The sequence below is a fragment of the Bacillota bacterium genome, assembly GCA_013178415.1.
Lineage (GTDB): Bacteria > Bacillota > SHA-98 > Ch115 > Ch115 > Ch115.
Window position 1 is genome coordinate 81,720 of record JABLXA010000007.1, and the last position, 21,766, is coordinate 103,485.

Genomic DNA, 21,766 nt, shown 5'->3' on the forward strand with positions numbered 1-21,766 from the left:
CCTGGGGCGGGGAGCGTTCCGTAAAAGAGATGAATATCTAGCGCCCGAGGAGGAGGCCGAGTATAAGTCCTAGGCCTGTAAGGATATAGGTCTTGATTGTGCCAGCATTGGCGGGGATGAGCTGCGCGGTGGCTTCATAGAAAGACCAGCATACCTTCGTAGCGCGGTATGCTTCAAGGCCTCCGATGAGACCTAGAAGCAACCATGGGCTACGAAAGTAGACAGCTAGTCCCACTATGGAGATCTCCGCCAATGCCATCAATATAGCGAAGACTGTTCGCGCCTTGCCTCGCCCCATCCGGACAACCAAATTGCGTTTGTTGGCGTGCAAGTCTGCCTCAAAGTCTGGGAATTCATTGATCCACAGGACTGCCGCGATGAGGATGCCGAGCGGAATGCTGATGAGTATCGGTCTTAGTGATAATTGGCCAGTTTGAACTACATAAGTTCCTAGCATCAATAATGGACCAAAGGTAAAGCCCACGGTGACTTCGCCAAAGCCGCGATATGCAAGGGATAATGGCCACATGCTGTAGCCAATGGCGAGAAGCCCGCCGATGGCAGCGATCCAGAAGGCGTGCCAGGTCCTGAAGATCCAGATGAGAATACCGATAAGCGCGGCAACCGTGAAGCTTGCTATGGCGATGATGATGACCTCATTTTCGGAGAGAAGCCCCCCTGTTATCGTCTTTTTCCCTCCTGAAAAGGGAGTCAGATTTTCCGGAGAGACAAATCTATCAGCGCCGGAACGCCAATCTACGACCTCATTGACGGCGTTTTTGCCCACCTCCACAGCATATATTCCAATGAGGGTGAGGAGAAACCATCCAATGGAAAAGGATGCTGCATCTACATAAGCCAGTGTCACAGCTGTGAGCATTGGCACTGTGGAGGCTATCCAGATCTTTGGATCTGCCAGTTGGATCAATCCGCGTTGCTGGCGTGCGGATAGAAATGTGAAGATCAAGTATCCTCCCTCCCATTGATAAGGAATACGTATGACAAAGTCCGATGACCGCGCTTTGCTGATGGCGAGATTCTATGCAAGAGCGACGAGATTACATATGATATGAGCGATGAGAACCATAGGCCTGATTATGCCCAGAATTGACTATACCGCTATTTGTCTATTGAAGCAAGTATTTATCATGTGCTGAAGTCAGGAGTGGGTTGGCCTGGAACCCTGATATCTATCTTGGCATAATTTATGTTAGAACAAAGGCAGGGAAGAAGCGTTCCCTGGTGAAAAGATCTAATTACTGTCATATTATCTTCATGGCAGACGCCCATGCTGCTTCGGCAGCACCAGCGGAAGGATGAAGACCCGCGGGGCGGGCGACGCTGTTTTCTGGGTAGTCGGCCATGCCGCGAGAGCGGCGCCTACGAAAAATGAAAATGCCGCTCAGCTATTTTCAAAGTAGTTCCGAGGAGGCATGGGTAGCTGGAAGGGAGTGGTGTCACGTGCTGGGGATAAAGGCTTTGGTTTGTCTTGACCCCGGCCATTAGCCCGGGGGGAAGGATCCAGGAGCGGTGGGCCGGACGGGGACCCGTGAAGCTGATATCAACCTTAGCGTGACGCAAAGGATAGGGGATGAGTTGAAACGACACGGCATCTCAGTTTTGCTTACGAGGACAGATGATGTGTTCGTCAGCCTCAAGGATAGGGTAAACATGGCGAATGCCGCTGATGCCGCGATCTTCGTCTCGATACACTGCAACTCTGCAGAGGATGAAGGGGCTCATGGTACCGAAACATACCACAGCGTGGGCAGCAAACCGGGTAAGATTCTCGCGGAGACCATACACCAGTCCCTGGTGAAAGCTGCAGGTCTGTTCGATCGAGGAGTGAAAGAAGCCAAGTTCTATGTCTTGAGACGGACAAAAATGCCGGCTACACTCGTGGAATTGGCGTTCATATCAAACAAAGATGAGGAAAAGCTACTTAAAAGTGAGGAATTTCAACAGAAAACAGCGAAGGCAATAGCGGAAGGAATCATCAATCATAGTTTTTGAGGGGGGCGCGAATTGGCTAAGACACGGCAAGACCTTGCGGCAACTCTGAGCCGCATCGATTCGAGAGGATACAAGGCTTATGAAGAGATACGCGGCGAATACGTATTTCCTGGTTTCCGTCTTTTCATAGATCATGTTCAGGCTGACCCATTTGCTCCTCCGAGCAGATTTAGAATCCGTGTTCCTCAGGAGATAGCCAAATTTCCCAGCCGTTATTTAGAAAGTGCAATAAGGCGAATTGCCCTTGCTGACTATCTGACGCGCACTTTCAGCTCCGCGGCCGCCAGGTCGGCGCACGGCCACGGGACCGGTAAGAGCGGGCGCATATTCATGCCCCGTCCGGGTCAGGAGATTCTCATGAGGAATTCTGTACTGATCAGTGAAGATGGAATCGAGGCCAGATTTGCGGTAGGCCTTCCCGCGGCAGGGCGCAGGATATTGGGAAAGGTGGCGGAGGAGATCTGCTGTAGCCTTCTGCCCAAATTAGTGCATGAGGTTTTGATGTATCAGTCCCTGAGGGTTGACGACCTCGATCTCCACATTATGGTTGCAGAGGACAGCGAGGCCTTACGCGGGCTTTTGCAGGAACATCGGCTTGTGGCTTTTGTCGCCAATGGATCTATCCTGCCGCGCCGCAGCGGAGTCGATGATAGGCCGCTTGATCAAGGCGAGGTGATACCATTCACCTCTCCCCCATCATTAGAAGTGGAATTAGAGGCACCTAACCGAGGTAAGGTGCGGGGGATGGGGATCCCGGAAGGGGTAACCCTTATCGTCGGCGGAGGATATCATGGAAAATCCACTCTCCTGCGCGCCATAGAGCGTGGGATCTATGATCATATTCCTGGCGACGGGCGGGAATTTGTGGTGACCTCTCCAGTTGCTGTTAAAATCCGTGCCGAAGATGGACGAGCCATAACAAACACCGACATAAGCTTTTTCATCAGTAACCTCCCATTTGGCGCCGACACTAGCGGCTTTTCCACGCAAAATGCGAGCGGCAGCACTTCACAGGCGGCTAATATCGTTGAGGCTCTCGAATCGGGCGCAAGAGTCCTCCTGGTGGATGAAGATACATCAGCGACTAATTTTATGATAAGAGATAGACGTATGCAGGCCTTAGTAGCGAAGGAAAAGGAGCCTATAACCCCCTTCATAGACAGGGTCCGTCTTCTCAGTGAAAAGGGCATATCAACGATATTGGTCCTGGGCGGATCCGGCGACTATCTTGACGTTGCCGACACCGTGATCATGATGGATGAATATCGGCCCATAGATGTCACTGCGAAAGCCAGGGAGATCGCCGCGCTTTTCAAAACGGGGCGCAAAACAGAAGGGACTCGAGTAGATCTTCGTCTTGGCGCCAGAATTCCAACTTCGCTTGGCTTCATGAGACCAGGTGATCGCAGGACTAAAACAAAAGCCAGGGGCACTGATACCATCATGCTGGGCCATGAAGAAATCGACCTCAGCAGTGTGGAACAGGTAGTGGACCCTGGCCAGACCCGCTTCATAGCTGATACATTGCGATATATTGGGAGCCGACTGCTTGATGGCAAATCCAATATACCGGAATTACTCGCAAGACTTCGGCGGGATATCGAGGAAAATGGCATGGACCTTGTTGCCCCCTATCTTCATGGTGAATACTGCCTCGCACGGCCTCTCGAGATTGCGGCGGCGCTAAACAGGGTGCGGACCCTTGAAATCAGGCAGAATCGCTGATATAGCGCTGTCGCGACGATGCACCGGCTATATGGCGTACTCTACCATGACGCGCTGACCCTTGCGGGCGCTTTCTATCGCTGAAAACACCATTGCCAGAGACTTGATATTATCATGGCATTCGGTCTGGGGCTTCTCACCTGTGCGCAGGTAGTTGAGCATCTCGCGCAGTGCTCCATGCATACCTGTGGCGGTCATTGGCGATAATGAAGAGGTCGTATTGTCGTACTATAGGTACTCGTTTCGACGGGATTTTCCTTCCATGACAGCGGTATACGGATTCATGTACTTCATGGATTTTAAAGGGATGTGACTTTGAAGGCAGGGATTTGCTATCCTGCAGCGAAAGATGGTCATTGAGAGAAGATGCGCATTTGGGGTGAGGATGGCTATTCGGCGTGAGACGCTGCAGCAGATGGCATGCCTCGGGAAATACTGGCTGGATCATGCGCACAGGGAAGCATTAGATTTCTGTGAAGGAGGAGTGCGCTTTGCAGGAAATTCGGGTTGGTCTCATCGGCTGTGGGGGGAATATGCGTGGACATATAAAGAGGCTCATGGGCATTCCAGAAGTCAAGATCACGGCAATATCAGACCCATTGGAGGAAAACATACAGGAAGCTATAGATACGCTCGAACTAGGGCGAGTAAAGCGTTTTTCTGATTATACAGATATGCTAGCCAGGGTAGGTCTTGACGCTGTTGTTATATCTTCTCCTCATACCCTCCATGCAAGACAGATCTGCGATTCTCTCAGGTCCGGACTCCATGTTCTCGTGGAGAAGCCAATGGTCTGTTCTGTCGAGGATGCCTTAAAGGTAATCGCTCTGAAGGAGGAGATGGGCAAGGTAGTCCTTGTGTCTTATCAACGTCACTATGCTCCGAGCTATCGCTACGCGAGAGAGCTTATTCAGTCGGGGAAATGGGGCAAAGTGCAGTTTATCACTGCGTGGCAGTGCCAGAATTGGAAGCGGGCTACTGTCGGCAAGTGGCGGCAGGACCCTGCCCTTTCGGGTGGCGGCCAGTTGAACGATTCTGGCAGTCACCTTCTTGACATCGTGCTTTGGATGACGGGACTTACCCCTAAGGAAGTCTTTGCCTATATCGATAACTGTGGAACGCCAGTAGATGTACTTTCAGCAATTTCCGTATCATTCCAAGAAGGGGCCATTGGGAATCTTTCCGTCGTTGGCGATAGTAATACTGGTTTCGATGAAGGTATCAATATCTGGTGTGAAAATGGGATGATCGAGATAAGGGGAGCAGGGCATGGATCACTCATCCTTCGTGATCCTGATCCGCGCACGCCAGATGAAGCCGAACTACCCGCAGGCTCCATTCCTGACGCGAATTTCATAGCTGCGATTCGCGGCAGGGAGGAGGTTCAATCCACGGCAGAGGATGCCCTTAAGGTGATCGAACTCACCGAGGCTGTCTGGGAATCGGCGAGAAGACATCAACCTGTCGCAGTCGATCATGTCCTATCGAGGCCTGAGGCATATGGTCGTTGAGGTCAGTCGATCTTAAAGGGCCAATAAAGGCCGGCCGATCGTACTATCTCGTGGGGTTTCCCAGCGGGGGCCGGACTTGAGTCAGCTGTCGATATTTTGATCAGGTTTTTGGGGCGGGTGGCGAGTTGTTGGTCATCCATCCAATTGCTAGTGACGAGTTTTTGGTCCCACTAGATCAAGGGTGGCGAATTTTCAGGCAGGTTGCGCGCGCAGCTGGCTGAGAATTCGTCAGCTTAGACCAAGGATGGCGAGATTCTAGGCACCCCAGACCAATGGTGGCGAGTTTTTAGGCAGGTTCCCCGCAGAAGTGGTTAAAAATTCGTCAGTTTCCTCGCCGGGATGGCGACATTCTCGTCACGATGGGATAGTTTTGGCAAAATCTGGGCCTACATCATCTTGAGCTGGCTAGAATTTAGGCAGGTTTTGCACAGGGGTGACCGAGATTTCGCCAGCCCCTGGTCCAGAGTGGAGAATTTCCCGCCAGCTCGCCCTTAGATTGGAAGATTATAGGTTATGATTATCCATAATAAGGGATTTTGTAGCATATATTGGCCTGGAGTGGCGAGATTTTAGCCCGCTTGGACGCAGAGGTGGCTGAGATTTCGGCAGCCTCTGCCCTCAAGTGCCGAAAATCCTGCCACCTTACCTTTGAACTGGAGGAATTGTTTACCTTGCATTTCTCGCGTCTGCTCCAAGACCGGCGGAGGCTATCTCCTTCCTGGCGGATATACAGTCGAGCTCGAAGATCTCCAGTTGAGGAGAATGTACGCTATAATATATATAATGGGGTTGCGGCGCTCATCTCAATAAACCTCGTCACGCCTTTCTTAGGGATCTTTGCGTTGCGCATAGGAGCCACGAATACCGAAGTTGGGCTCCTTTCTGCTCTGCCTGCTCTGGTGAGCCTCGTCCTCGCCCTACCTGCGGCAACCCTTGTTGACCGCTGTCCAGACCATAAGCACTTTACCGTGCAGACCATCTTGCTCGCCCGTTTCTTATACGTGCCGCTTGCGCTAGTTCCCTTGTTTGCGTCCGAATGGCGGCCAACAGTATTGCTTCTCATGGTTGGCGTCATGACAATACCGCAGGCCCTCCTCAATGTTGCCTGGCAAAGCCTGATAGGATCTGTCATTCCACCAGAGGTGAGAGCTGATGCTTTCGCCGAACGCAGCATATGGATGACTCTAAGCGGTATGGCGGCAGCGCTCTTTGGCGGTTGGGTAATGGATGCACTCAGGTTTCCCATCGGATACCAGTTGGCTTTTGTGACCGCATTCTTCGCGGGTGTCGCGGAAGCTTACTTTCTGAATAGTCTCAGGCCATTCTCCACTGACAAAGAAGAAGATCATCGGGATAGAGCCTATTGCAGGAGTAAGGGGATTCATCAGCGCCGGGGAATTATCATCTCGGTCGTCGAAGAATGGCACAGAGTGCGTTCTAACCAGCCTTATTTTCGGTTTCTTCTGGCAACCTTATATTTCCATTTTGCATGGATGGGCGCCTGGCCCCTCTTTACAATCTATCGAGTGGAGTATCTTCATGCTGATAATGTCTGGATGAGCCTATCAGTGATGGCAGGATCCTTGGGATCGGTCGTGTTCTTTCGTTTGTGGTCTAGGTTTAGCAAACGGAGGGGATATAAAGCCGCCCTCTCATGGAGTGCGGCAGGGCTGGCACTGACAGTAGTGATATGGATCTTCGTGAAAGACCTTTGGCTTGCGACTTTTCTGGATTTTTGGGGCGGAGCGGTAACTGCGGGTATCAATCTTGGCCTGCTAAATCGCCTTCTGGAAGTGGCTTCCAAAGAGCATCATACTACAGACGTGGCTTATTATAATATAACTGTCCAGCTTGCAGCGACAGTCGCACCGGTGCTTTGGACCGCTGGTTATGACAGGTGGGGCTGGGTAGTATCTATGGGAATCACGGCGGTAGCGCGTGCGCTCGCAGCAGTGGGATACTGGTTTGCGGGCATGGCAGAGCCACGCCCTTCATCAATTGCATATACAGTGAAGAAAGAGGAATCAAGCTAACCATGGGCCAGGCGAGGAAAGAGTACTGGGAGCTCACGGTCATTGATTCTGTGGTCGAGAATGCCAAAGGACTGACATCTTCGGTCGCGGGAGACATCGATGGTGATGGCAGGGTGGAGGTGGTTGTCGGAGGGGTCGGAGTATTGTTCTGGTACCGTCCGAAAACCCTGGAGGAGGGGACCATAGACACCGATGTCACTATCTATGTAGGTATGGCCTTACAAGATCTGGATGTGGATGGCCATCCAGGACTGGTTGTGGGATACACGACCGAAGGCTCAGTCTTGGTCTGGTACAAACCTGAAAGAGGCGACTGGCAGCTCCACTGTATCGGGGAAAGCGCCGGGGATTGGCCACATGGGACGCTGATCGCGCCGGTCTTACCCGGTGGTGGACTGGCCCCGATCGCCACTTATCATAGCGCCAACAGTGGGCAAGCAGACTACCCGGAGATTTTCGAGATCCCCGCCGACCCAGCGGCAGGTCCGTGGAAGAAGCGGACCATCGCGCCGCTTATTTACAATGAAATGAGAAAAACCCCGTCCCGGGAATCGGGCGGGGTTCAGATGTTTGAGAGCCTTAAAGAGGCTCTCCAGAATTCCGAAATCCTATAATGGCGGTCATGGACCTTTCTTTTTACGCTGTCATGGCATTAGTTGGGAATGAAGAAGAAAAAGAAAAAGAAGATTATAAGGATGATGATGATCCACCACCACCACCAACCATCAAACGTCGGACGTTCCGGCATTCAAATCCCTCCTTCCCGAGAAAGGTTCGGGCTCTCACCGGCTCTGTGTCTGATATCCGGCAGCCGCTATATGATATGGGAAAACGAGGGGAAGTGTGACAAAATGCGGACAGGAAGGTCTCACAATCTGCCTGTAGAAGAATGTCGGTCCGCCTCCCCCTCCGTCTACGCGTGGCCATCATTGAGTGATCAAATGATCATTTTTATATTGCATTCTGGCCGACATTGCGCTATACTTATAGATACATTGAGAGATTGGATTGAAAGTGACGCGATATCGCCGGCTGGACTGTCTTTGATAGATGAGGCGCCGGTGATGCATAGGTTTCGTGGGCCTGTAGCTCAGTGGATAGAGCAGCGGTTTCCTAAACCGTTGGTCGGAGGTTCGACTCCTCTCAGGCCCACCAAAAAAGATCAGGAATCACAAGGGGTTTCGACCCCTTACTTTTTTTGTAAGATACCTCGAAAAGGCCTTTTGGGGATAATTTGGGGATAGTTTTTCTAAAATGGTTCCCTGCAAAACCGAAAGAACCATCATGAAACTAGAAGGGCAGGTTTCAGGCCTGCCCTTGCTTCTGTAGTCCTGTGTGCTTGGTGAAGAGGCTGTCGAGCTTTGCGGCGGCTGCTTGGTCTACGCTTCTTAAGGCATGGGCGTAAATATCGGCGGTGGTGCTAATGTTAGAGTGCCCCAGGCGTCTACTTACATTCTTTAAGGGGACTCCTTCTGCTATTAGCAGGGTGCCCGAAGTGTGGCGAAGATTCTTGAATGCGATATGAGGCAACCCATGGCGTTTTAAGAACTTAGAAAACCAATTACTGATAGTATCAGGGAACATCGGCCGGCCGTCCCACGTAGTAAATATGCGGTTAGACTCTTGCCACAAGTCCCCTACTTTTAAGCGCTCCTCTGCTTGCTGCGCTTTATACTGCTTGAGTAGAGCTATTACTGAGGGTGGAATCGCTATAGCCCTGCTAGAGGTTTCCGTTTTGGGCTCCTTTGTGAAGACCCCCCGCCCTGGTAGATACTGACTGGCCTGGTGAATATCTATGGTGCTATTTTCAAAATCTACATCCTGCCATTCCAGACCCATTAGCTCTCCCCTTCTGGCTCCTGTAGCAAGGGCAAGAACGACCATGACCTTGTATTTTAGGGGCTCCGTATCAAGGGCAGCAAGCATTCGCGCGGTCTGCTCTTCGTCATAACACGGTGCCTGCGTCTTCTTGACTTTTGGCGGCTTAACCTTACTGGCCGGGTTGGAGGGGATCACCTCCCAGTCTACGGCATCCTGAAGTATAGCCGAAATCAGGCGGTGATGATGAAGGATGGTCCTTTCTGATAACCCTCCAGGTTTGCCGTCTTCCCGAACGCCGTCTTCCTGGAGATTCTTGTAGAATTCCAACAGGTGCATGGGCTTTAGCTTCTCTATGGGAATATGCCCCATAGCGGGCAGTATCCGAGAATCGAGCATTTCCTTGTATCGGAACAGCGTCTTTGGCGCGAGGTTAGTTTCCCCATAGTCCCGTATCCAACGTTCCATAAAATCTTTGAACGTTAGCTTTGACGGCGCGATGTAGAGGCCCTTCTCTACTTCCAATGAAAATTCAGCCAAGAGCTTGTCTGCTTCCTTCCTAGCCTTGCAGCGTGTTAGCTTGTCGCAGCCTCTGCAGGACTTTTCCAGGCAGGGAGTGTCTACGCTAACCGTTTTTGTCTTCTTCTCCTGCTTGCCGTCCGGCCCCATACCGCAGGAGACTATCAGGCGCCATGAATTCTTACCCCTCTTTTCAAGACTCCCTAGCATTAGATGTCTCCCCTTTCTTCTTTCCCGAAGGCCTGCGCGGATATTCCCTGCCTGTGATGCGTTGCCATGCGGCGCGGGCATCCCGCGAGAAAACCCGCCAATCTGAGTAAATCCACTCCGGGAATTTTCTGTTCCATATGGCCATTAACTCCCTCCAGGCGATGCCTGGATTTTCAGCAAGGAAGATGGACAATGATAAATGCTTTTCTGTCATGGGCCTGTCCCATCCGTCAAAGACATCCCTTCTAACTCTTACATACAGCTTGGCTACCTCCTGAGACGAAAGCCGCGGGTCTAACTCAAGAGTGACCCTCGCCGGTCCTATTGACGAGAAATGCAGGGTGCCTCTAGCTTTTGGGAGCGCCGGGACAACATCACAAAGAACAAATGCGACCGCCTGAGCTTCCTGCCATAAGGGAGCTATTCCCTGGAGACATGAAGCAAGATCTTTAAGGCGTCGCAATGGCCCGAAATGCGGGACAGGGACCTTATTTACCCATTTGTCTGTCCCCGGATATTCGAGGATGTCGACACTCCATTCAATCGGCCATGCTGCCTTTGCTTTCTCTGGCAGGGATAATATGCTCTGAAGGCAGCTAAAATCTCTTGAATTTTTGGGTTCTACATTCGCGGGAAGGGCGACCTTCACCCAGCGGGCCCCGCCCTGCTTTTGCGCTAATTGTTGTTTGACCCAGGTGTCAATCTCCTCGAGCTGGAGGAGTCTACCCTGTAATATCTCTTGACGAAAGGAAATGACTTCTGGGAGCCGAGAGGCTTCAATGGCCCAAATCTGAGCCAGGGTGTCCAATCGCCTGTCAGGTGGTATCTCTTTTCGTTCCTCCTTCCTTTGGGCGTGCGCTGTGAGAGAGAAATGCGAATCGTAATGACGATATCTCTCTATAAGGTCCTCGAACTCAAACTCTCCGACGATAAATCCCTGAATAAGATCATCATCCAATAAGGCCTGCCATATATCGTCTCTCACCTGGTGGCCAATGGCCGCGGCGAGCTTGCGGCGGATTTGTTCTTCTGTCAGTCTTTTTTGTGGCATTAAAATCACCCAATTACAATGATACTTTATAATTAAACCAGAGTCAAGAGGGGGTGCAAAAAATGCTGCGGCTAAGAGAAGAACGGCTAAAGCGCGGATGGAGTCTAACGCAATTGACCATGCGTACGGCTATTGATACTGCTGCGCTATCGAAGATCGAACGGGGAAGGTGGCCCTGCGGTCCCGCCTGGCGACGGAGAATCGCTGAGGCTTTCGGGATGGCCGAGGAGGAACTTTTCAAGCTGGTGGGTGAGGAGAAATGACGAGCACAATTAAACCGCCAGAAGCGGCGGAATTCCTGGGGATAAGCTACTGGAAACTGCTAGAGCTTGCGAAGGCAGGAAAGGTGCCCCATATCCGACTTCCAGGCCGGATCCTTTTCCGCCGAGAGAGTCTAGAGCGCTGGCTTGAAGAGCAAGAGCAGGCGAGCGTGCAGCGAGAATCGGCCCCTGTGGGAAAAATCAGGCAGCTAAGATAGAAGACCCGGCGCGAACCGGGCCCCGAGCGGAAGGCAGGTGAAGCACTTGTCTGAATCAATTGTAGAACAAAAGGCGATAGAAGACAAAGTAGCGCAGATCAAGCGAGCGCTGGATATTCTCTTCGAGCCGGGGGATGTTGTAGAGTTGCGCTGTCTCAATACCCACAAGGGCACGATTTCAGGATACTTCAATGACTTTAACAAGCTGGCGAAGGAGGCCGCGAAATTAAGCGGGAAAGTGCCTGCAGTATATGTGACTCTAAACCCGGTAAACCCGGACCTGCTGGCGAGGAGCGCAAACAAAGTAAAAGTATATGCACGCGAGACGACCGCAGACCGAGACATCATCGCCCGGCGCTGGCTGCCTTTGGACTTCGACCCGGTGAGGCCAGCTGGCATATCAAGCACTGATGCTGAACACGAAGCAGCCCTTACCCGTGCGCGAGAGGTGCGGGAATGGCTGCGCGGCCAAGGCTGGCCAGAGCCTATTCTCGCCGATAGTGGGAACGGCGCGCATCTCTTATATCGCATAGACCTCCCTAATGACGAGGCCGCGATGCGACTCGTCAAGAACTGCATTGACGCTCTGGCATTCAAGTTTACTGATGATGCAGTGACCGTAGACCAAAAGCCATTCAATGCGGCGCGCATATGGAAACTCTATGGGACCCTCTGCTGCAAGGGCGACAGTCTGCCGGAGAGACCTCACCGGATGGCGGCTGTCCTGGAGACCCCGGAGAAGCTGGGGCTTGCATCAAAGGAACTGCTGGCCAAACTGGCAAAAATGCTGCCCGAGGAGCCGAAGCCGGAACAAAATCAGTATCGGACGGGGTATAAGCCCTTCGACCTGCAAAGCTGGATCCGCGAGCACGGACTGAGCGTGACGAAAGAAAAGCCTTGGAACGGCGGGACTGTCTACGAGTTGGGGGAGTGCCCGTTTAACCCTGATCATAGGCGGACGGCGCATATCATTCAATCGGCGAGCGGTGCCCTGGCATTTGGGTGCTTTCATAATAGCTGCGCGGGCAAGGACTGGCACGCACTAAGAGATCTACTGGAGCCGGGCTGGAAAGAGAAGAAATCGCGGGCGCGTAGTAGCAATAAAGCCCCAGATGCGGCGCAGGGGGATATTGCGGGGGACTTCATTCACGAAACTGACTTGGGGAATGCGCGGCGACTTGTGAGGCTACACGGCAAAGACCTGCGATACTGCCATCCATGGAAAAAATGGCTCACATGGGACGGGCGGCGGTGGAAAATTGATGATACCGCTGAGGTTGCGCGGCGGGCGCGGGATACAGTGAGAAGCATCTATATAGAAGCGCGTAATGCAGATACGAAAGAACGTGCGGCGGCGCTGGCGAAATTCGCCATACAGTGTGAAGCAAGCTACAAAATCAGCGCGATGATCGAGCTTGCCAAGAGCGAGCCGGGGATCCCAATTCTGCATGAGGAAATGGATCGTGACCCTTGGCTTCTGAATGTCAAGAATGGGACCATCGACCTCCGAACGGGTGAACTGAGACCTCATAGACGCGAAGATTTCATAACCAAGCTGGCGCCTGTCGAATATGACCCGAAAGCAGAGTGCCCCCGATGGATGCAATTCTTGCATGAGATTATGGACGGAAATAAGAACCTGGTGGAGTTTTTACAACGTGCGGCGGGGTTTAGTCTGACGGGCGATGTTTCAGAGCATGTGTTATTCATCCTTTACGGGACAGGCCGGAACGGGAAGAGCACATTCCTGAATACCCTGCTGGCGGCCCTGGGCGACTATGCGAGAACGACTTTGCCTGACATATTGATAAAAAAGAATAATGAGCAGCATCCGACAGAGCTTGCCGACCTCTTTGGACTGCGAATGGCCATCGTGAATGAAAGCGAGGATGGCGCGCGGCTAGCGGAATCACGCGTCAAATATCTAACCGGCGCTGACAGGATAAGCGCGCGACGAATGCGTGAGGATTCTTGGGAATTTAAGCCGACTCACAAGCTATGGATGGCTACAAACTATAAGCCAGCAATACGGGGTATGGACCCGGCCATATGGAACCGCCTTAAACTTATCCCATTCACTGTATCCTTTGCTGGACGCGAGGATAGGCAATTGCCGAAGAAATTGCAGGAGGAGTTGCCGGGTATCTTGCGCTGGTGTGTTGAGGGATGCCTAGCATGGCAGCGCGGCGGGCTAGGAGTACCCGAAGAAGTCAAGACGGCGACAGATAGTTATAAGGAAGAAAATGACGTGTTGGCGGCGTTTATCGGTGATTGCTGCATCGTGAATCCTCTGGCCAAAGTTAAATCGAGCGAGCTCTATCAAGCATACCTCGGATGGTGCGGGGAAAATGGAGAAAGACCTTTGAGCCAAAAAATCTTAGGGCAACGACTAGCGGAGCGTGGATTCGCAAGCCATAAGAGAAGTGTTTTGTTCTGGTTAGGTATTGGTTTGAAAAGTAACCGCGAAGAGGAAAAAAATGGTGGGAGGGAGGGGAGTGAGAACTGGTTTAACTCTAAGGGGCAGTCTCGCGTACGCAATTATACCGAAAATCACTCCCCACACTCCCCACACTCCCCACACTCTCCAAATGGAGTAAAGGATGATTCTGAACGGGAGGAAGGAAGCGTATGAGATCAGACGTCCTTCTGAGGAGGCTGCAATCGCTGGACATAGAACTGACCCCCTGTGGTGATGAACTCCATTTCAATGCGCCAAAGGGGGCCCTCACTCCAGAATTGCTGCAAGAGATGAAGACGCATAAGCAGGAACTCTTAGCCATGCTGCGCTATGGGATACCTACGGCGCGTCTCTACCCCTACCTGGGGAAGGCAGTGAAGGTTCCTTCCGGGGAGGGGATCCTGTGGCAAGTATTTGCGGATCGTGTTGGGGTTGTTATAGGCGGTAAGGTGAGGTTTTACAAGCAAGAGGAGATAAATCAATGAGGGGGAGCTTTAAGATGGACGGCGAGAAGATCTTTCGTGACCCGGTAATTGGATTTATGGTTACAGAAATAAGGCGTAAGGACGTTCGTGAGGGCGCATTTGTAACGGTGCAGCCAATTTCCATGAATTATGAGGGGTTAGCAAACGATGAGGAACTTGAACTTGCAGGCGCAGATCAATTGCATGAACCAGAACGGGTTATCGGCATAATCCCGGCTGCTCCTGGGATTTATCAGGTGTGGGGCGTGATAGACGGCGCGGGCAAATGCGAAGTATTGGGCTATGAATTCCCCGGCATAGAGCCCCCGGACTGGGAAGAGTTGCGGCAGAACAGGGAGGCGAAGAGACATGGCAATAACACAAAAGTTGATGGACGCGCCTGCGTATAAGCGGGCCCGTGGGGCAATTAGACAGACGCATCATGTAGAGGAGCCGTCAAGCGGCAAGCATCCCGCCTGGTGCAATGAGTGCGCCTGGCGGACGCACAATGTTGGTGGCTGTGCGGTGTTCAATGACTGTCGGGACCCCTGGCTGGAGAATGGAGTCTGTGAAGCATGGGCGGACGAGGAGATGAGGCAGGAAATTGAGCAAGCTATCGCCGACTATGAAGCAAGCCATTGAACGAATCTTTACAAGATATCGGCTGAACCAGGCGAGGGCGGCGCTGCTAATGTCCCGGCTGGAGCGCACAGGCGGGAGCATCATCCTCAGAATCCCCAAAGGTGAGAGTAAGTATGAGGACGGACTTGCAGACCTTGCGGACATAAGCCGGGAGCTGGACGCATACGAGGCGGTATTCATGGCGCTGAACCGGATCGAGAGGATATTCGTCCGATTGAGGTATGACGAAGGGTTTTCCATAGCTGGAGTGGCGCGGGAGTTGGGGATAAGCGAACGGAGCGTATACAGGCTGAGGGATCAGGTATTTGGCAAAGCGGCGGCAGTATTGGGATGGCAGGAAAATGTCAGTTGATTTAGCGAAAACCCTATGATACGGTTAAGATGGAAAATTAAGCTATGGGGGCCCGTCGAAAGGCGGGCTCTTTCATTTGGGGTGATACCATGCCGATGAAGCCATTAGGCCCTTGCCGGTATCCTGGGTGCCCTAATTTGCAGATACCTGGCGGGCATGGCTACTGTGAAGAGCATGTCAGGGAATACCGGCGCGAGGATGCAAGACGCAGGGGAAGCGCAAGGCAACGAGGCTACACCAGGCGCTATGAGAAAGCACGAATGTGGGCCCTCAAACGGCAGCCCCTATGCGTGCTGTGCAAGGCTGAAGGCCGGCTGACTGCGGCGACTGTCACTCACCATATCAAGCCATTGGCAGAAGGTGGGAGCAATAGCGCAGATAACCTTCTTCCCTTATGTGAGGCCTGCCATGAACGCATGCACTCTAAGGAGGGGGGATAAGCTGTCGTCCCTTCTAGATGGCCATTTTTTCTAGACCCATCCCCTGGGGACCGGGTGCGGGGCCTTTTCTGAACGAGTGCAGTTAAAATCTGGTTTTTGCGGAGGGAGGATATGCCATGAGCAGGCGGAAACCGACGGCCCTAAAGGTGCTGGAAGGCAACCCTGGGCGGCGTCCCTTGCCAAAAGGGGAGCCGAAGCCAAAGCCGGTGGCTCCTGGATGCCCTGACTGGCTGCCAACAGCAGCTGTGCGATATTGGAATGAGCTTGCGCCAAAGCTGGAGAAATTGGGTTTGCTTACCGAGATAGACGGCCAAGGCCTTGCAGACTACTGCTTATGCCTGGCCAGGCTGGAGGCAGCGGAAAAGGATGTCGAAGCCCGAGGTCTGCTGGTGCCTGGCGACAGGGGATTAGTCAAGAACCCGGCATGTCAGCTGGCGCGAGAATATCGGGCAGCGGCGCAGAAGTGGGCGGCGAGATTCGGACTAGATCCTGCATCCCGAGCCGGGCTGGACCTCGCCAAAGAAAATGCCGAAGACGAGCTGGAAGAATTCCTGAAGGCAGGCAGAGATAGTGGCGTTTAGTGAGGCGCGGGCGGCCCATGCCGTGAGGTTTATAAATCTCCTCAAGCATACCAAGGGCAAATGGGCTGGCCGGCCATTCGACCTTCGGCCATGGCAGGAGAAGGTCATTCGCGACGTCTTTGGCACTTTGAGGCCTGACGGGACGCGGCGATACCGGACGACATATATAGAGATACCCCGCAAGAACGGGAAAACGAGCCTGGCTGCGGCTATAGCGCTGTATATGCTTGTGGCCGATGGTGAGAAGGGCGCGGAGATATATTCGGCGGCGTGTGACAGGGATCAGGCGGCGTTGACATTCGACATAGCGCGGGAGATGGTGCTGCAGGCGCCGGCGTTAAAGAAGATCCTGAAGGTGGTGGATTCGCAGAAGCGGATAGTTTACCCGGCCATGGGGAGCTTTTACCGGGTGATAGCGGCTGACGCGGACTCCTCGCATGGTTTTAACGCACATGCCATTATAGCGGATGAATTGCATGCCTGGCCGAACCGCAGGCTGTGGGACGTGCTGACGACTTCGACAGGGGCCCGGACGCAGCCCCTGATATTCACGATAACTACGGCGGGGTATGACCGAAACAGCATTTGCTATGAGCAGCACGACTACGCAAAGAAGATCCTTGACGGCGTGATAGAGGACCCTAGCTTCTATGCCGTGATTTACGCGGCTGATGAGGGCGATGACTGGGAGAGCGAAGAAACCTGGCGCAAGGCGAACCCGGCCCTGGGCGACTTTCGGAGCCTGGAGGAGATGCGCGAGCTATACCGGCGGGCGAAGGAGCAGCCAGGTTTGCAGAACACGTTCCGCAGGCTATATCTCAATCAATGGACTTCGCAGGAGACACGGTGGCTAGATATGGCGGCATGGGACGCATGCGGGGGCCCCGTGGAGGCCGAGAAGCTGAAAGGCCGGGACTGTTACGCCGGCATCGACTTATCGACTACCACAGACTTAACGGCTGTGGTGTTGGCCTTCCCGATGGAGGATGGGACGGTGCGGGTGATACCGCACTTCTTTATTCCTGGGGATACGGCGCAGAAGAAGGAAGAACGCGATCGCGTGCCATATTTGACATGGGCAAAACAGGGATATGTACACATGACCCCTGGGAATTGCATTGATTATTCGTATGTCGAGGCGAAGATCAAGGAATTGGCCAAGGAATACAGCGTGGTGGAATGGGCATATGACCGCTGGAATGCTGACATGTTGATCCAGCGGCTGCAGGAGGATGGCGCCAAAATGATACCGGTAGGGATGGGTTACGCAAGCCTTAGTGCTCCGACGAAACACTTGGAGGCCCTGATTATGAACCGGCAGCTGGTGCATGGCGGGCATCCTGTGCTGAGGTGGTGCGCTGACAATGTGATGGTGGAGCAGGACCCGGCGGGCAATATCAAACCGTCGAAGGCCAAAAGCACACAAAGGATTGATGGGATCATGGCTTTAGTGCTGGCTATAAGCCGTCTGATGTTGAGGCCGCAGAAGCGCAACCCTTACGAAGAAAGGGGCGTGATCGTGTTGTGAGACATTTATTCAATAACACATTCACCCAGAAGCGATTCACGACCTACTACAACGAGTTTAACGAGCCTATAAGCGAATGGGTGACCATAGGGACCATCCAGGGGCGGCTGAGGATAGCAAATATGCAGGATCGTTTTGTGGCGGCATCCCTGAACGTAACGCTGGAGTATATCTTCTACTGCGGCCCGGAGGTGGACATACGCCAGGGCGACAGGATCGAGCTGGGAGACACCAAGGTAGAAATCCTGGCGGTAAAAGACCCGAGTTTTGCACGACACCATCTTGAATGCGAGGGCAAGACCGATACGCGGCCATAAGGGGGCGGTATGATGAGCTTTTGGAGAAGGCTATTCGGCAAAGAGGAAAAACGAGCGTTCGGACTAAGGGACCCCGACGGCTGGGTGCCTCTTATGGGCTGGGGCACAAATGCCGGCATAACGGTAACCCCTGAGACAGCGCTGACACATCCGGCTGTCCTGGGCGCTGTGCGGCTAGTGGCGGAGCTTACGGCGTCCCTGCCCCTGGTAGTCTATGAGCGAACAGACAGCGGACGCAGGCGGGCTGAGGATCATCCAATATACGCATTGATGCACGAGGTCCCTAATCCGTTAATGACGCCTTTCACATTCAAGGAAACGGTTGCTACCAGCTTACTTCTATATGGCAATGCTTATGTGCTGGTGCAGTGGGGCGATACCGGTATACCAGTGGCGTTGTGGCCATTACACCCATCAAAGGTGCAGGTGGAAATGCCGGCAGGGGGCCCTATCATCTACCAGGTGACTGGCGCTAACGGGCAGCGGACCCCATACAGCCCTGACGACATTCTGCACGTGCCCTTGCTAGCGCTGGACGGGATCATAGGCCGGTCTCCCGTGCAGTTGGCGCGGGAAGCAATAGGCGCGGCGCTGGCTGCCGAAGAACATGCTTCGGGCTACTTCGCGAACGCGGCAAGGCCTTCTGGGGTGCTAAAGACTGCCGGCATCCTCACCCCCGAGGCTGCCAAGAGGCTGCGGGAGAGCTGGCAGGCTGCTTATGGACACGGCAAGGCCGGGACCGCGGTGTTGGAGGACGGGATCGAGTTTCAGCCAATAAGCGGGAACGCGCAAGAATCGCAGCTAATCGAATCCCGGCAATTCGCTATGAGGACCATAGCGGCGGCTTTAAGGATCCCTCCGCACATGCTGGACCCGACGGCGAGGGGCACTTACGCGAATGTCGAGACGCAAAGCCTGGAATTCCTGACGTTTAGCTTGCAGCCATTCCTGACGCGGATCGAAGAGGCCTTCACATTGAAGTTGTTCCTGCCAGGAGAACGGAACCGTTACTTTGTGGAATTCCTGACGGACGGGCTGTTAAGGACTGATACGCGAACACGGTACATGGCTTACCAGATAGCCATTCAGAGTGGATTCATGACCGCAAATGAGGCAAGGCAGAAGGAGAACCTACCACCATTGCCGGAACCCCCGCAGAATAACCCAGTGCGGGCTATAGGGGTCCTTGAGACGCGAGCCGATAAGAAGCAGATAATCCTGGCGAGACATAAGCCGCAGATCGAGGCGATAGCGCGTCGGGTGATAGCCAGGGAGCGGGAAGACATACTGGCCATAGTGGGAAAAGCACTTGGACGGCGGGATATAGGGCAGGCTGAGACCGCAATAGCTGAGTATTACAAGCAGTCTGGCTGGATAGGGAATGAGTTTACTCCTGCATTCCGGGAGCTTGCCGCAGAGAGCAATAAAGAGGCCGCCAGTGAAGTCAATGCTTCGGCATGGAAAGATGATGAGTTAGATAATTACATCAAAGGCCATGCTGAGGCATATGCGGCTAAGCACGCCGGAATAAGCCTGGCGACAATTCAGCCGGCGCTTCGGCTAGGGGCTGAGGCTGCCATATTGGAGGCCCTGGAGAGCATCCTATCTGACATGGAAGCTACGCGGCCCGGCAAGATCGCGGCGCTGGAGGTTGCCAATATCGGCAATGATGCAGCGCTGGAGACCTACCGAAAGGCTGGTATTACAAGGATAACCTGGCAGGCCAATGCCAGCGCGTGCGAATTCTGCAAGAGGCTGAGCGGAAAGACGGTAGGCATAGGTGAACCTTTCGTGAATGTGGGCGAATCCATCCCTGGCCCGGCGGGGGACATGAGCAGGAAGCTGACGGCAAGGCAGCCAAGGATAAGACCGCCGATTCATCTTGGCTGTGAATGCACTTTAATTCCAGTTAGGGACTAGGAGGGAGAGCATGAAGAGACGGCTCTTGGAGACCAGGGGCAGCGAACCGGAGGAGCTGGAGCTGCGGAACTTTGAGATGCGGCTGGCCGGCGATGATAATCAACCCGTGCTGACCGGCTATGCTGCGGTATTCAACCAAGATAGCACGGGATTGTTCTTCTCTGAGCGTATCAGGCCAGGCGCATTCAAGCGGAGCCTCGAAGCGAAGCAGGATGTCCTGGCGCTGGTAGACCACGACCGAGCAAAAGTGATAGGCCGGGTGAGCAATGGGACCCTATCCCTGCGCGAGGATGATAAAGGCCTTCTGGTGGAAATACGGCCAAACATGGAGACCACCTTTGGCCGTGACGTAGTGGCCAATGTCAAACGGCGGGACATTACGAACATGTCGTTCGGCTTTATCGCCAAAAAGGACGCATGGACCCCAGACAAGACCGGCAAGAATGTCGCCCGTGAGATCATCGAGGCCGATCTGCGGGAAGTATCCATAGTTAGTATGCCGGCATACGCCGGAACATCTATACAGAAACGTGAGGAGGAATTGGACATGACGAAGAAAGAGCGGGAACTCCGCCAGAAGCTGGCGGGACTGAAGGAGCGGCATAGTGCCATACTGGGAAAGGACAATCTGACCGATGAGGAGCGCGCGGAGCAGCTATCCCTGGCCAAGGAGATCCGGAGCATAGAGGCGCAGATCGCGGAGATAGCGAAGGAGGCCCCTGCTGAGGCCCCTGCGGCTGCCCCTGTTGCTGTGGTCCCTGCGCCTGCTTCTGATGAGCAGCGGGCATTTAACGTGTATCTTCGTACGGGTGAGACGCGGGCCCTGAACGTCGGGACGGATGCTGGCGGCGGCGTGTTGGCCCCCCAGGGATTCATAGCTGAGGTGCTCCGTGCCAGACAGGAAACGGCTGTTATGCGGCGCGTGGCCCGTGTCATTGGCCCGGTAAATTCGGCGCAGGTGGAGATACCGCGGAGCCTTACCGGTGTTACCGCGACCTGGCTTGCCGAGAATGCGGCTATCGTGCCTGGAGATCCTAGCTTCGACAAGCTGACCTTCACGCTTCACAAGATGGGGGCCCTGACCCAAGTTAGCAATGAGCTCCTGGCCGACAGCGGAATAAATGTGGAGGCCCTGCTTTCGCAGTTATTCGGCGAGGCCTTAGCGAAACTGGAGGATGCAGCGTTTTTCAATGGCAATGTCGCAGGACAGCCAAAGGGAATCCTGCAGGATGCCAACATTCAGACCGTAGCGGCTGCAGCTGGTGCAGCGGTGAGTGTGGACGACATACTGAACCTCTATGATGCAGTGCCCCCGCAATATCAGGGGACCGCTGTATGGGTGATGAATCCTGCTACTATGAGTCTACTTCGCAAGCTGAAGGATACTGCTGGTAGACTGATGCTGACCTCCGACTTGACCGGTCCGGCGCCAATAACCCTGCTTGGCAGGCCGGTATACCTGAGCTCCAACATGCCGGCGGTGGCGCTCAATGCGAAGAGCATCCTCTTCGGGGACCTTCGCGACGCCTATATAATCGTGGACCATGCGAATCTAGGCGTGCAGCGGAGCGCAGACCGGTACTTCGAGGCTGACCAGGTGGCATTCCGGGTGATAGCCCGTGTAGACGGCCAGGTGGCGCTGCCGGAAGCTGTGCGCATCCTCAAACAACCTGCGGCGTAACCCGGGCGCCGTGGTTAAAGGGCGG

General features: G+C 53.8%; 23 protein-coding genes and 1 tRNA gene. 20 read left to right on the forward strand and 4 right to left on the reverse strand.

Annotation, left to right across the window (positions count from 1 at the left end):
• Positions 1 to 37: 37 nt before the first annotated feature.
• Positions 38 to 967 carry a prenyltransferase gene (locus HPY52_07760; GenBank protein NPV80159.1) on the reverse strand — a complete coding sequence of 310 codons (930 nt, stop codon included), beginning with the start codon at positions 965 to 967 and terminating at the stop codon, positions 38 to 40.
• Positions 968 to 1,530: 563 nt separating this feature from the next.
• On the opposite strand from HPY52_07760, the gene HPY52_07765 reads away from it, so the two are divergent.
• Together HPY52_07765 and HPY52_07770 are read left to right on the forward strand one after the other, a co-directional pair.
• Entirely contained in the window at positions 1,531 to 2,013 is a 483-nt protein-coding gene (locus tag HPY52_07765; protein ID NPV80160.1) for an N-acetylmuramoyl-L-alanine amidase, read from the forward strand.
• A 12-nt stretch (positions 2,014 to 2,025) separates the two neighbouring features.
• On the forward strand, positions 2,026 to 3,738 hold the full coding sequence (locus HPY52_07770; protein NPV80161.1) for an ABC-ATPase domain-containing protein: 1,713 nt from the start codon (positions 2,026 to 2,028) through the stop codon (positions 3,736 to 3,738).
• 27 nt (positions 3,739 to 3,765) lie between these two features.
• On the opposite strand, the gene HPY52_07775 is transcribed toward HPY52_07770, so the two are convergent.
• Positions 3,766 to 3,936, reverse strand: a complete 171-nt coding sequence (locus HPY52_07775; protein NPV80162.1) for a hypothetical protein — start codon at positions 3,934 to 3,936, stop codon at positions 3,766 to 3,768.
• A 293-nt stretch (positions 3,937 to 4,229) separates the two neighbouring features.
• On the opposite strand from HPY52_07775, the gene HPY52_07780 reads away from it, so the two are divergent.
• The 5 genes from HPY52_07780 to HPY52_07800 all read left to right on the forward strand — a co-directional run bounded on the left by HPY52_07780 (position 4,230) and on the right by HPY52_07800 (position 8,437).
• A complete protein-coding gene (locus tag HPY52_07780) occupies positions 4,230 to 5,249 on the forward strand; it encodes a Gfo/Idh/MocA family oxidoreductase (GenBank protein NPV80163.1) in 1,020 nt (339 codons plus the stop codon).
• Positions 5,250 to 5,839: 590 nt separating this feature from the next.
• Positions 5,840 to 7,282 (forward strand): MFS transporter, encoded by a 1,443-nt coding sequence (locus tag HPY52_07785; GenBank protein ID NPV80164.1) that lies wholly within the window; start codon positions 5,840 to 5,842, stop codon positions 7,280 to 7,282.
• Positions 7,283 to 7,284: 2 nt separating this feature from the next.
• Positions 7,285 to 7,896, forward strand: coding sequence for a hypothetical protein (locus HPY52_07790; protein NPV80165.1), 612 nt, complete (start codon positions 7,285 to 7,287; stop codon positions 7,894 to 7,896).
• An 8-nt stretch (positions 7,897 to 7,904) separates the two neighbouring features.
• Positions 7,905 to 8,129: a hypothetical protein gene (locus tag HPY52_07795; GenBank protein NPV80166.1), complete on the forward strand. Its 225-nt coding sequence runs from the start codon at positions 7,905 to 7,907 to the stop codon at positions 8,127 to 8,129.
• 232 nt (positions 8,130 to 8,361) lie between these two features.
• Positions 8,362 to 8,437: transfer RNA gene (locus tag HPY52_07800), tRNA-Arg, on the forward strand.
• Between the two features lie 150 nt (positions 8,438 to 8,587).
• Here the strand turns inward: HPY52_07800 and HPY52_07805 are convergent.
• Together HPY52_07805 and HPY52_07810 are read right to left on the reverse strand one after the other, a co-directional pair.
• Positions 8,588 to 9,829, reverse strand: coding sequence for a site-specific integrase (locus HPY52_07805; GenBank protein ID NPV80167.1), 1,242 nt, complete (start codon positions 9,827 to 9,829; stop codon positions 8,588 to 8,590).
• Entirely contained in the window at positions 9,813 to 10,880 is a 1,068-nt protein-coding gene (locus HPY52_07810) for a hypothetical protein (GenBank protein ID NPV80168.1), read from the reverse strand. The genes HPY52_07805 and HPY52_07810 overlap by 17 nt, the downstream gene beginning before the upstream one ends.
• Positions 10,881 to 10,942: 62 nt before the next feature.
• Between HPY52_07810 and HPY52_07815 the strand changes: the two genes are divergently transcribed.
• From HPY52_07815 to HPY52_07875, 13 genes are all read left to right on the forward strand, one after another.
• Positions 10,943 to 11,143: a helix-turn-helix transcriptional regulator gene (locus HPY52_07815; protein NPV80169.1), complete on the forward strand. Its 201-nt coding sequence runs from the start codon at positions 10,943 to 10,945 to the stop codon at positions 11,141 to 11,143.
• Entirely contained in the window at positions 11,140 to 11,358 is a 219-nt protein-coding gene (locus tag HPY52_07820) for a helix-turn-helix domain-containing protein (protein NPV80170.1), read from the forward strand. Before HPY52_07815 ends, HPY52_07820 begins: the two co-directional genes overlap by 4 nt.
• A gap of 556 nt (positions 11,359 to 11,914) precedes the next feature.
• Entirely contained in the window at positions 11,915 to 13,990 is a 2,076-nt protein-coding gene (locus HPY52_07825; GenBank protein NPV80171.1) for a hypothetical protein, read from the forward strand.
• Positions 13,987 to 14,301, forward strand: a complete 315-nt coding sequence (locus tag HPY52_07830) for a hypothetical protein (GenBank protein ID NPV80172.1) — start codon at positions 13,987 to 13,989, stop codon at positions 14,299 to 14,301. Before HPY52_07825 ends, HPY52_07830 begins: the two co-directional genes overlap by 4 nt.
• A gap of 14 nt (positions 14,302 to 14,315) precedes the next feature.
• Positions 14,316 to 14,690 carry a hypothetical protein gene (locus HPY52_07835; protein NPV80173.1) on the forward strand — a complete coding sequence of 125 codons (375 nt, stop codon included), beginning with the start codon at positions 14,316 to 14,318 and terminating at the stop codon, positions 14,688 to 14,690.
• Positions 14,650 to 14,922 carry a hypothetical protein gene (locus tag HPY52_07840; protein NPV80174.1) on the forward strand — a complete coding sequence of 91 codons (273 nt, stop codon included), beginning with the start codon at positions 14,650 to 14,652 and terminating at the stop codon, positions 14,920 to 14,922. The genes HPY52_07835 and HPY52_07840 overlap by 41 nt, the downstream gene beginning before the upstream one ends.
• On the forward strand, positions 14,906 to 15,274 hold the full coding sequence (locus HPY52_07845; protein NPV80175.1) for a hypothetical protein: 369 nt from the start codon (positions 14,906 to 14,908) through the stop codon (positions 15,272 to 15,274). Before HPY52_07840 ends, HPY52_07845 begins: the two co-directional genes overlap by 17 nt.
• Positions 15,275 to 15,411: 137 nt before the next feature.
• Complete coding sequence (locus HPY52_07850; GenBank protein NPV80176.1) at positions 15,412 to 15,714, forward strand: HNH endonuclease; 303 nt, start codon at positions 15,412 to 15,414, stop codon at positions 15,712 to 15,714.
• Positions 15,715 to 15,830: 116 nt separating this feature from the next.
• Positions 15,831 to 16,295, forward strand: a complete 465-nt coding sequence (locus HPY52_07855) for a phage terminase small subunit P27 family (GenBank protein NPV80177.1) — start codon at positions 15,831 to 15,833, stop codon at positions 16,293 to 16,295.
• Entirely contained in the window at positions 16,285 to 17,823 is a 1,539-nt protein-coding gene (locus HPY52_07860; protein NPV80178.1) for a terminase large subunit, read from the forward strand. The genes HPY52_07855 and HPY52_07860 overlap by 11 nt, the downstream gene beginning before the upstream one ends.
• A complete protein-coding gene (locus HPY52_07865; GenBank protein ID NPV80179.1) occupies positions 17,820 to 18,140 on the forward strand; it encodes a phage head closure protein in 321 nt (106 codons plus the stop codon). The genes HPY52_07860 and HPY52_07865 overlap by 4 nt, the downstream gene beginning before the upstream one ends.
• Positions 18,141 to 18,152: 12 nt before the next feature.
• On the forward strand, positions 18,153 to 20,060 hold the full coding sequence (locus HPY52_07870) for a phage portal protein (GenBank protein ID NPV80180.1): 1,908 nt from the start codon (positions 18,153 to 18,155) through the stop codon (positions 20,058 to 20,060).
• 10 nt (positions 20,061 to 20,070) lie between these two features.
• Positions 20,071 to 21,741 carry a phage major capsid protein gene (locus HPY52_07875; GenBank protein ID NPV80181.1) on the forward strand — a complete coding sequence of 557 codons (1,671 nt, stop codon included), beginning with the start codon at positions 20,071 to 20,073 and terminating at the stop codon, positions 21,739 to 21,741.
• Positions 21,742 to 21,766 lie beyond the last annotated feature (25 nt).

What these genes read in the sequence shown, in the direction of transcription:
- HPY52_07775 (NPV80162.1), bottom strand. Translation starts at nt 3,936, where the DNA reads ATGACCGCCACAGGTATGCATGGAGCACTGCGCGAGATGCTCAACTAC.
- HPY52_07790 (NPV80165.1), top strand. Translation starts at nt 7,285, where the DNA reads ATGGGCCAGGCGAGGAAAGAGTACTGGGAGCTCACGGTCATTGATTCT.
- HPY52_07795 (NPV80166.1), top strand. Translation starts at nt 7,905, where the DNA reads ATGGACCTTTCTTTTTACGCTGTCATGGCATTAGTTGGGAATGAAGAA.
- HPY52_07805 (NPV80167.1), bottom strand. Translation starts at nt 9,829, where the DNA reads ATGCTAGGGAGTCTTGAAAAGAGGGGTAAGAATTCATGGCGCCTGATA.
- HPY52_07810 (NPV80168.1), bottom strand. Translation starts at nt 10,880, where the DNA reads ATGCCACAAAAAAGACTGACAGAAGAACAAATCCGCCGCAAGCTCGCC.
- HPY52_07815 (NPV80169.1), top strand. Translation starts at nt 10,943, where the DNA reads ATGCTGCGGCTAAGAGAAGAACGGCTAAAGCGCGGATGGAGTCTAACG.
- HPY52_07820 (NPV80170.1), top strand. Translation starts at nt 11,140, where the DNA reads ATGACGAGCACAATTAAACCGCCAGAAGCGGCGGAATTCCTGGGGATA.
- HPY52_07825 (NPV80171.1), top strand. Translation starts at nt 11,915, where the DNA reads ATGCGACTCGTCAAGAACTGCATTGACGCTCTGGCATTCAAGTTTACT.
- HPY52_07830 (NPV80172.1), top strand. Translation starts at nt 13,987, where the DNA reads ATGAGATCAGACGTCCTTCTGAGGAGGCTGCAATCGCTGGACATAGAA.
- HPY52_07835 (NPV80173.1), top strand. Translation starts at nt 14,316, where the DNA reads ATGGACGGCGAGAAGATCTTTCGTGACCCGGTAATTGGATTTATGGTT.
- HPY52_07840 (NPV80174.1), top strand. Translation starts at nt 14,650, where the DNA reads ATGGCAATAACACAAAAGTTGATGGACGCGCCTGCGTATAAGCGGGCC.
- HPY52_07845 (NPV80175.1), top strand. Translation starts at nt 14,906, where the DNA reads ATGAAGCAAGCCATTGAACGAATCTTTACAAGATATCGGCTGAACCAG.
- HPY52_07855 (NPV80177.1), top strand. Translation starts at nt 15,831, where the DNA reads ATGAGCAGGCGGAAACCGACGGCCCTAAAGGTGCTGGAAGGCAACCCT.
- HPY52_07870 (NPV80180.1), top strand. Translation starts at nt 18,153, where the DNA reads ATGAGCTTTTGGAGAAGGCTATTCGGCAAAGAGGAAAAACGAGCGTTC.
- HPY52_07875 (NPV80181.1), top strand. Translation starts at nt 20,071, where the DNA reads ATGAAGAGACGGCTCTTGGAGACCAGGGGCAGCGAACCGGAGGAGCTG.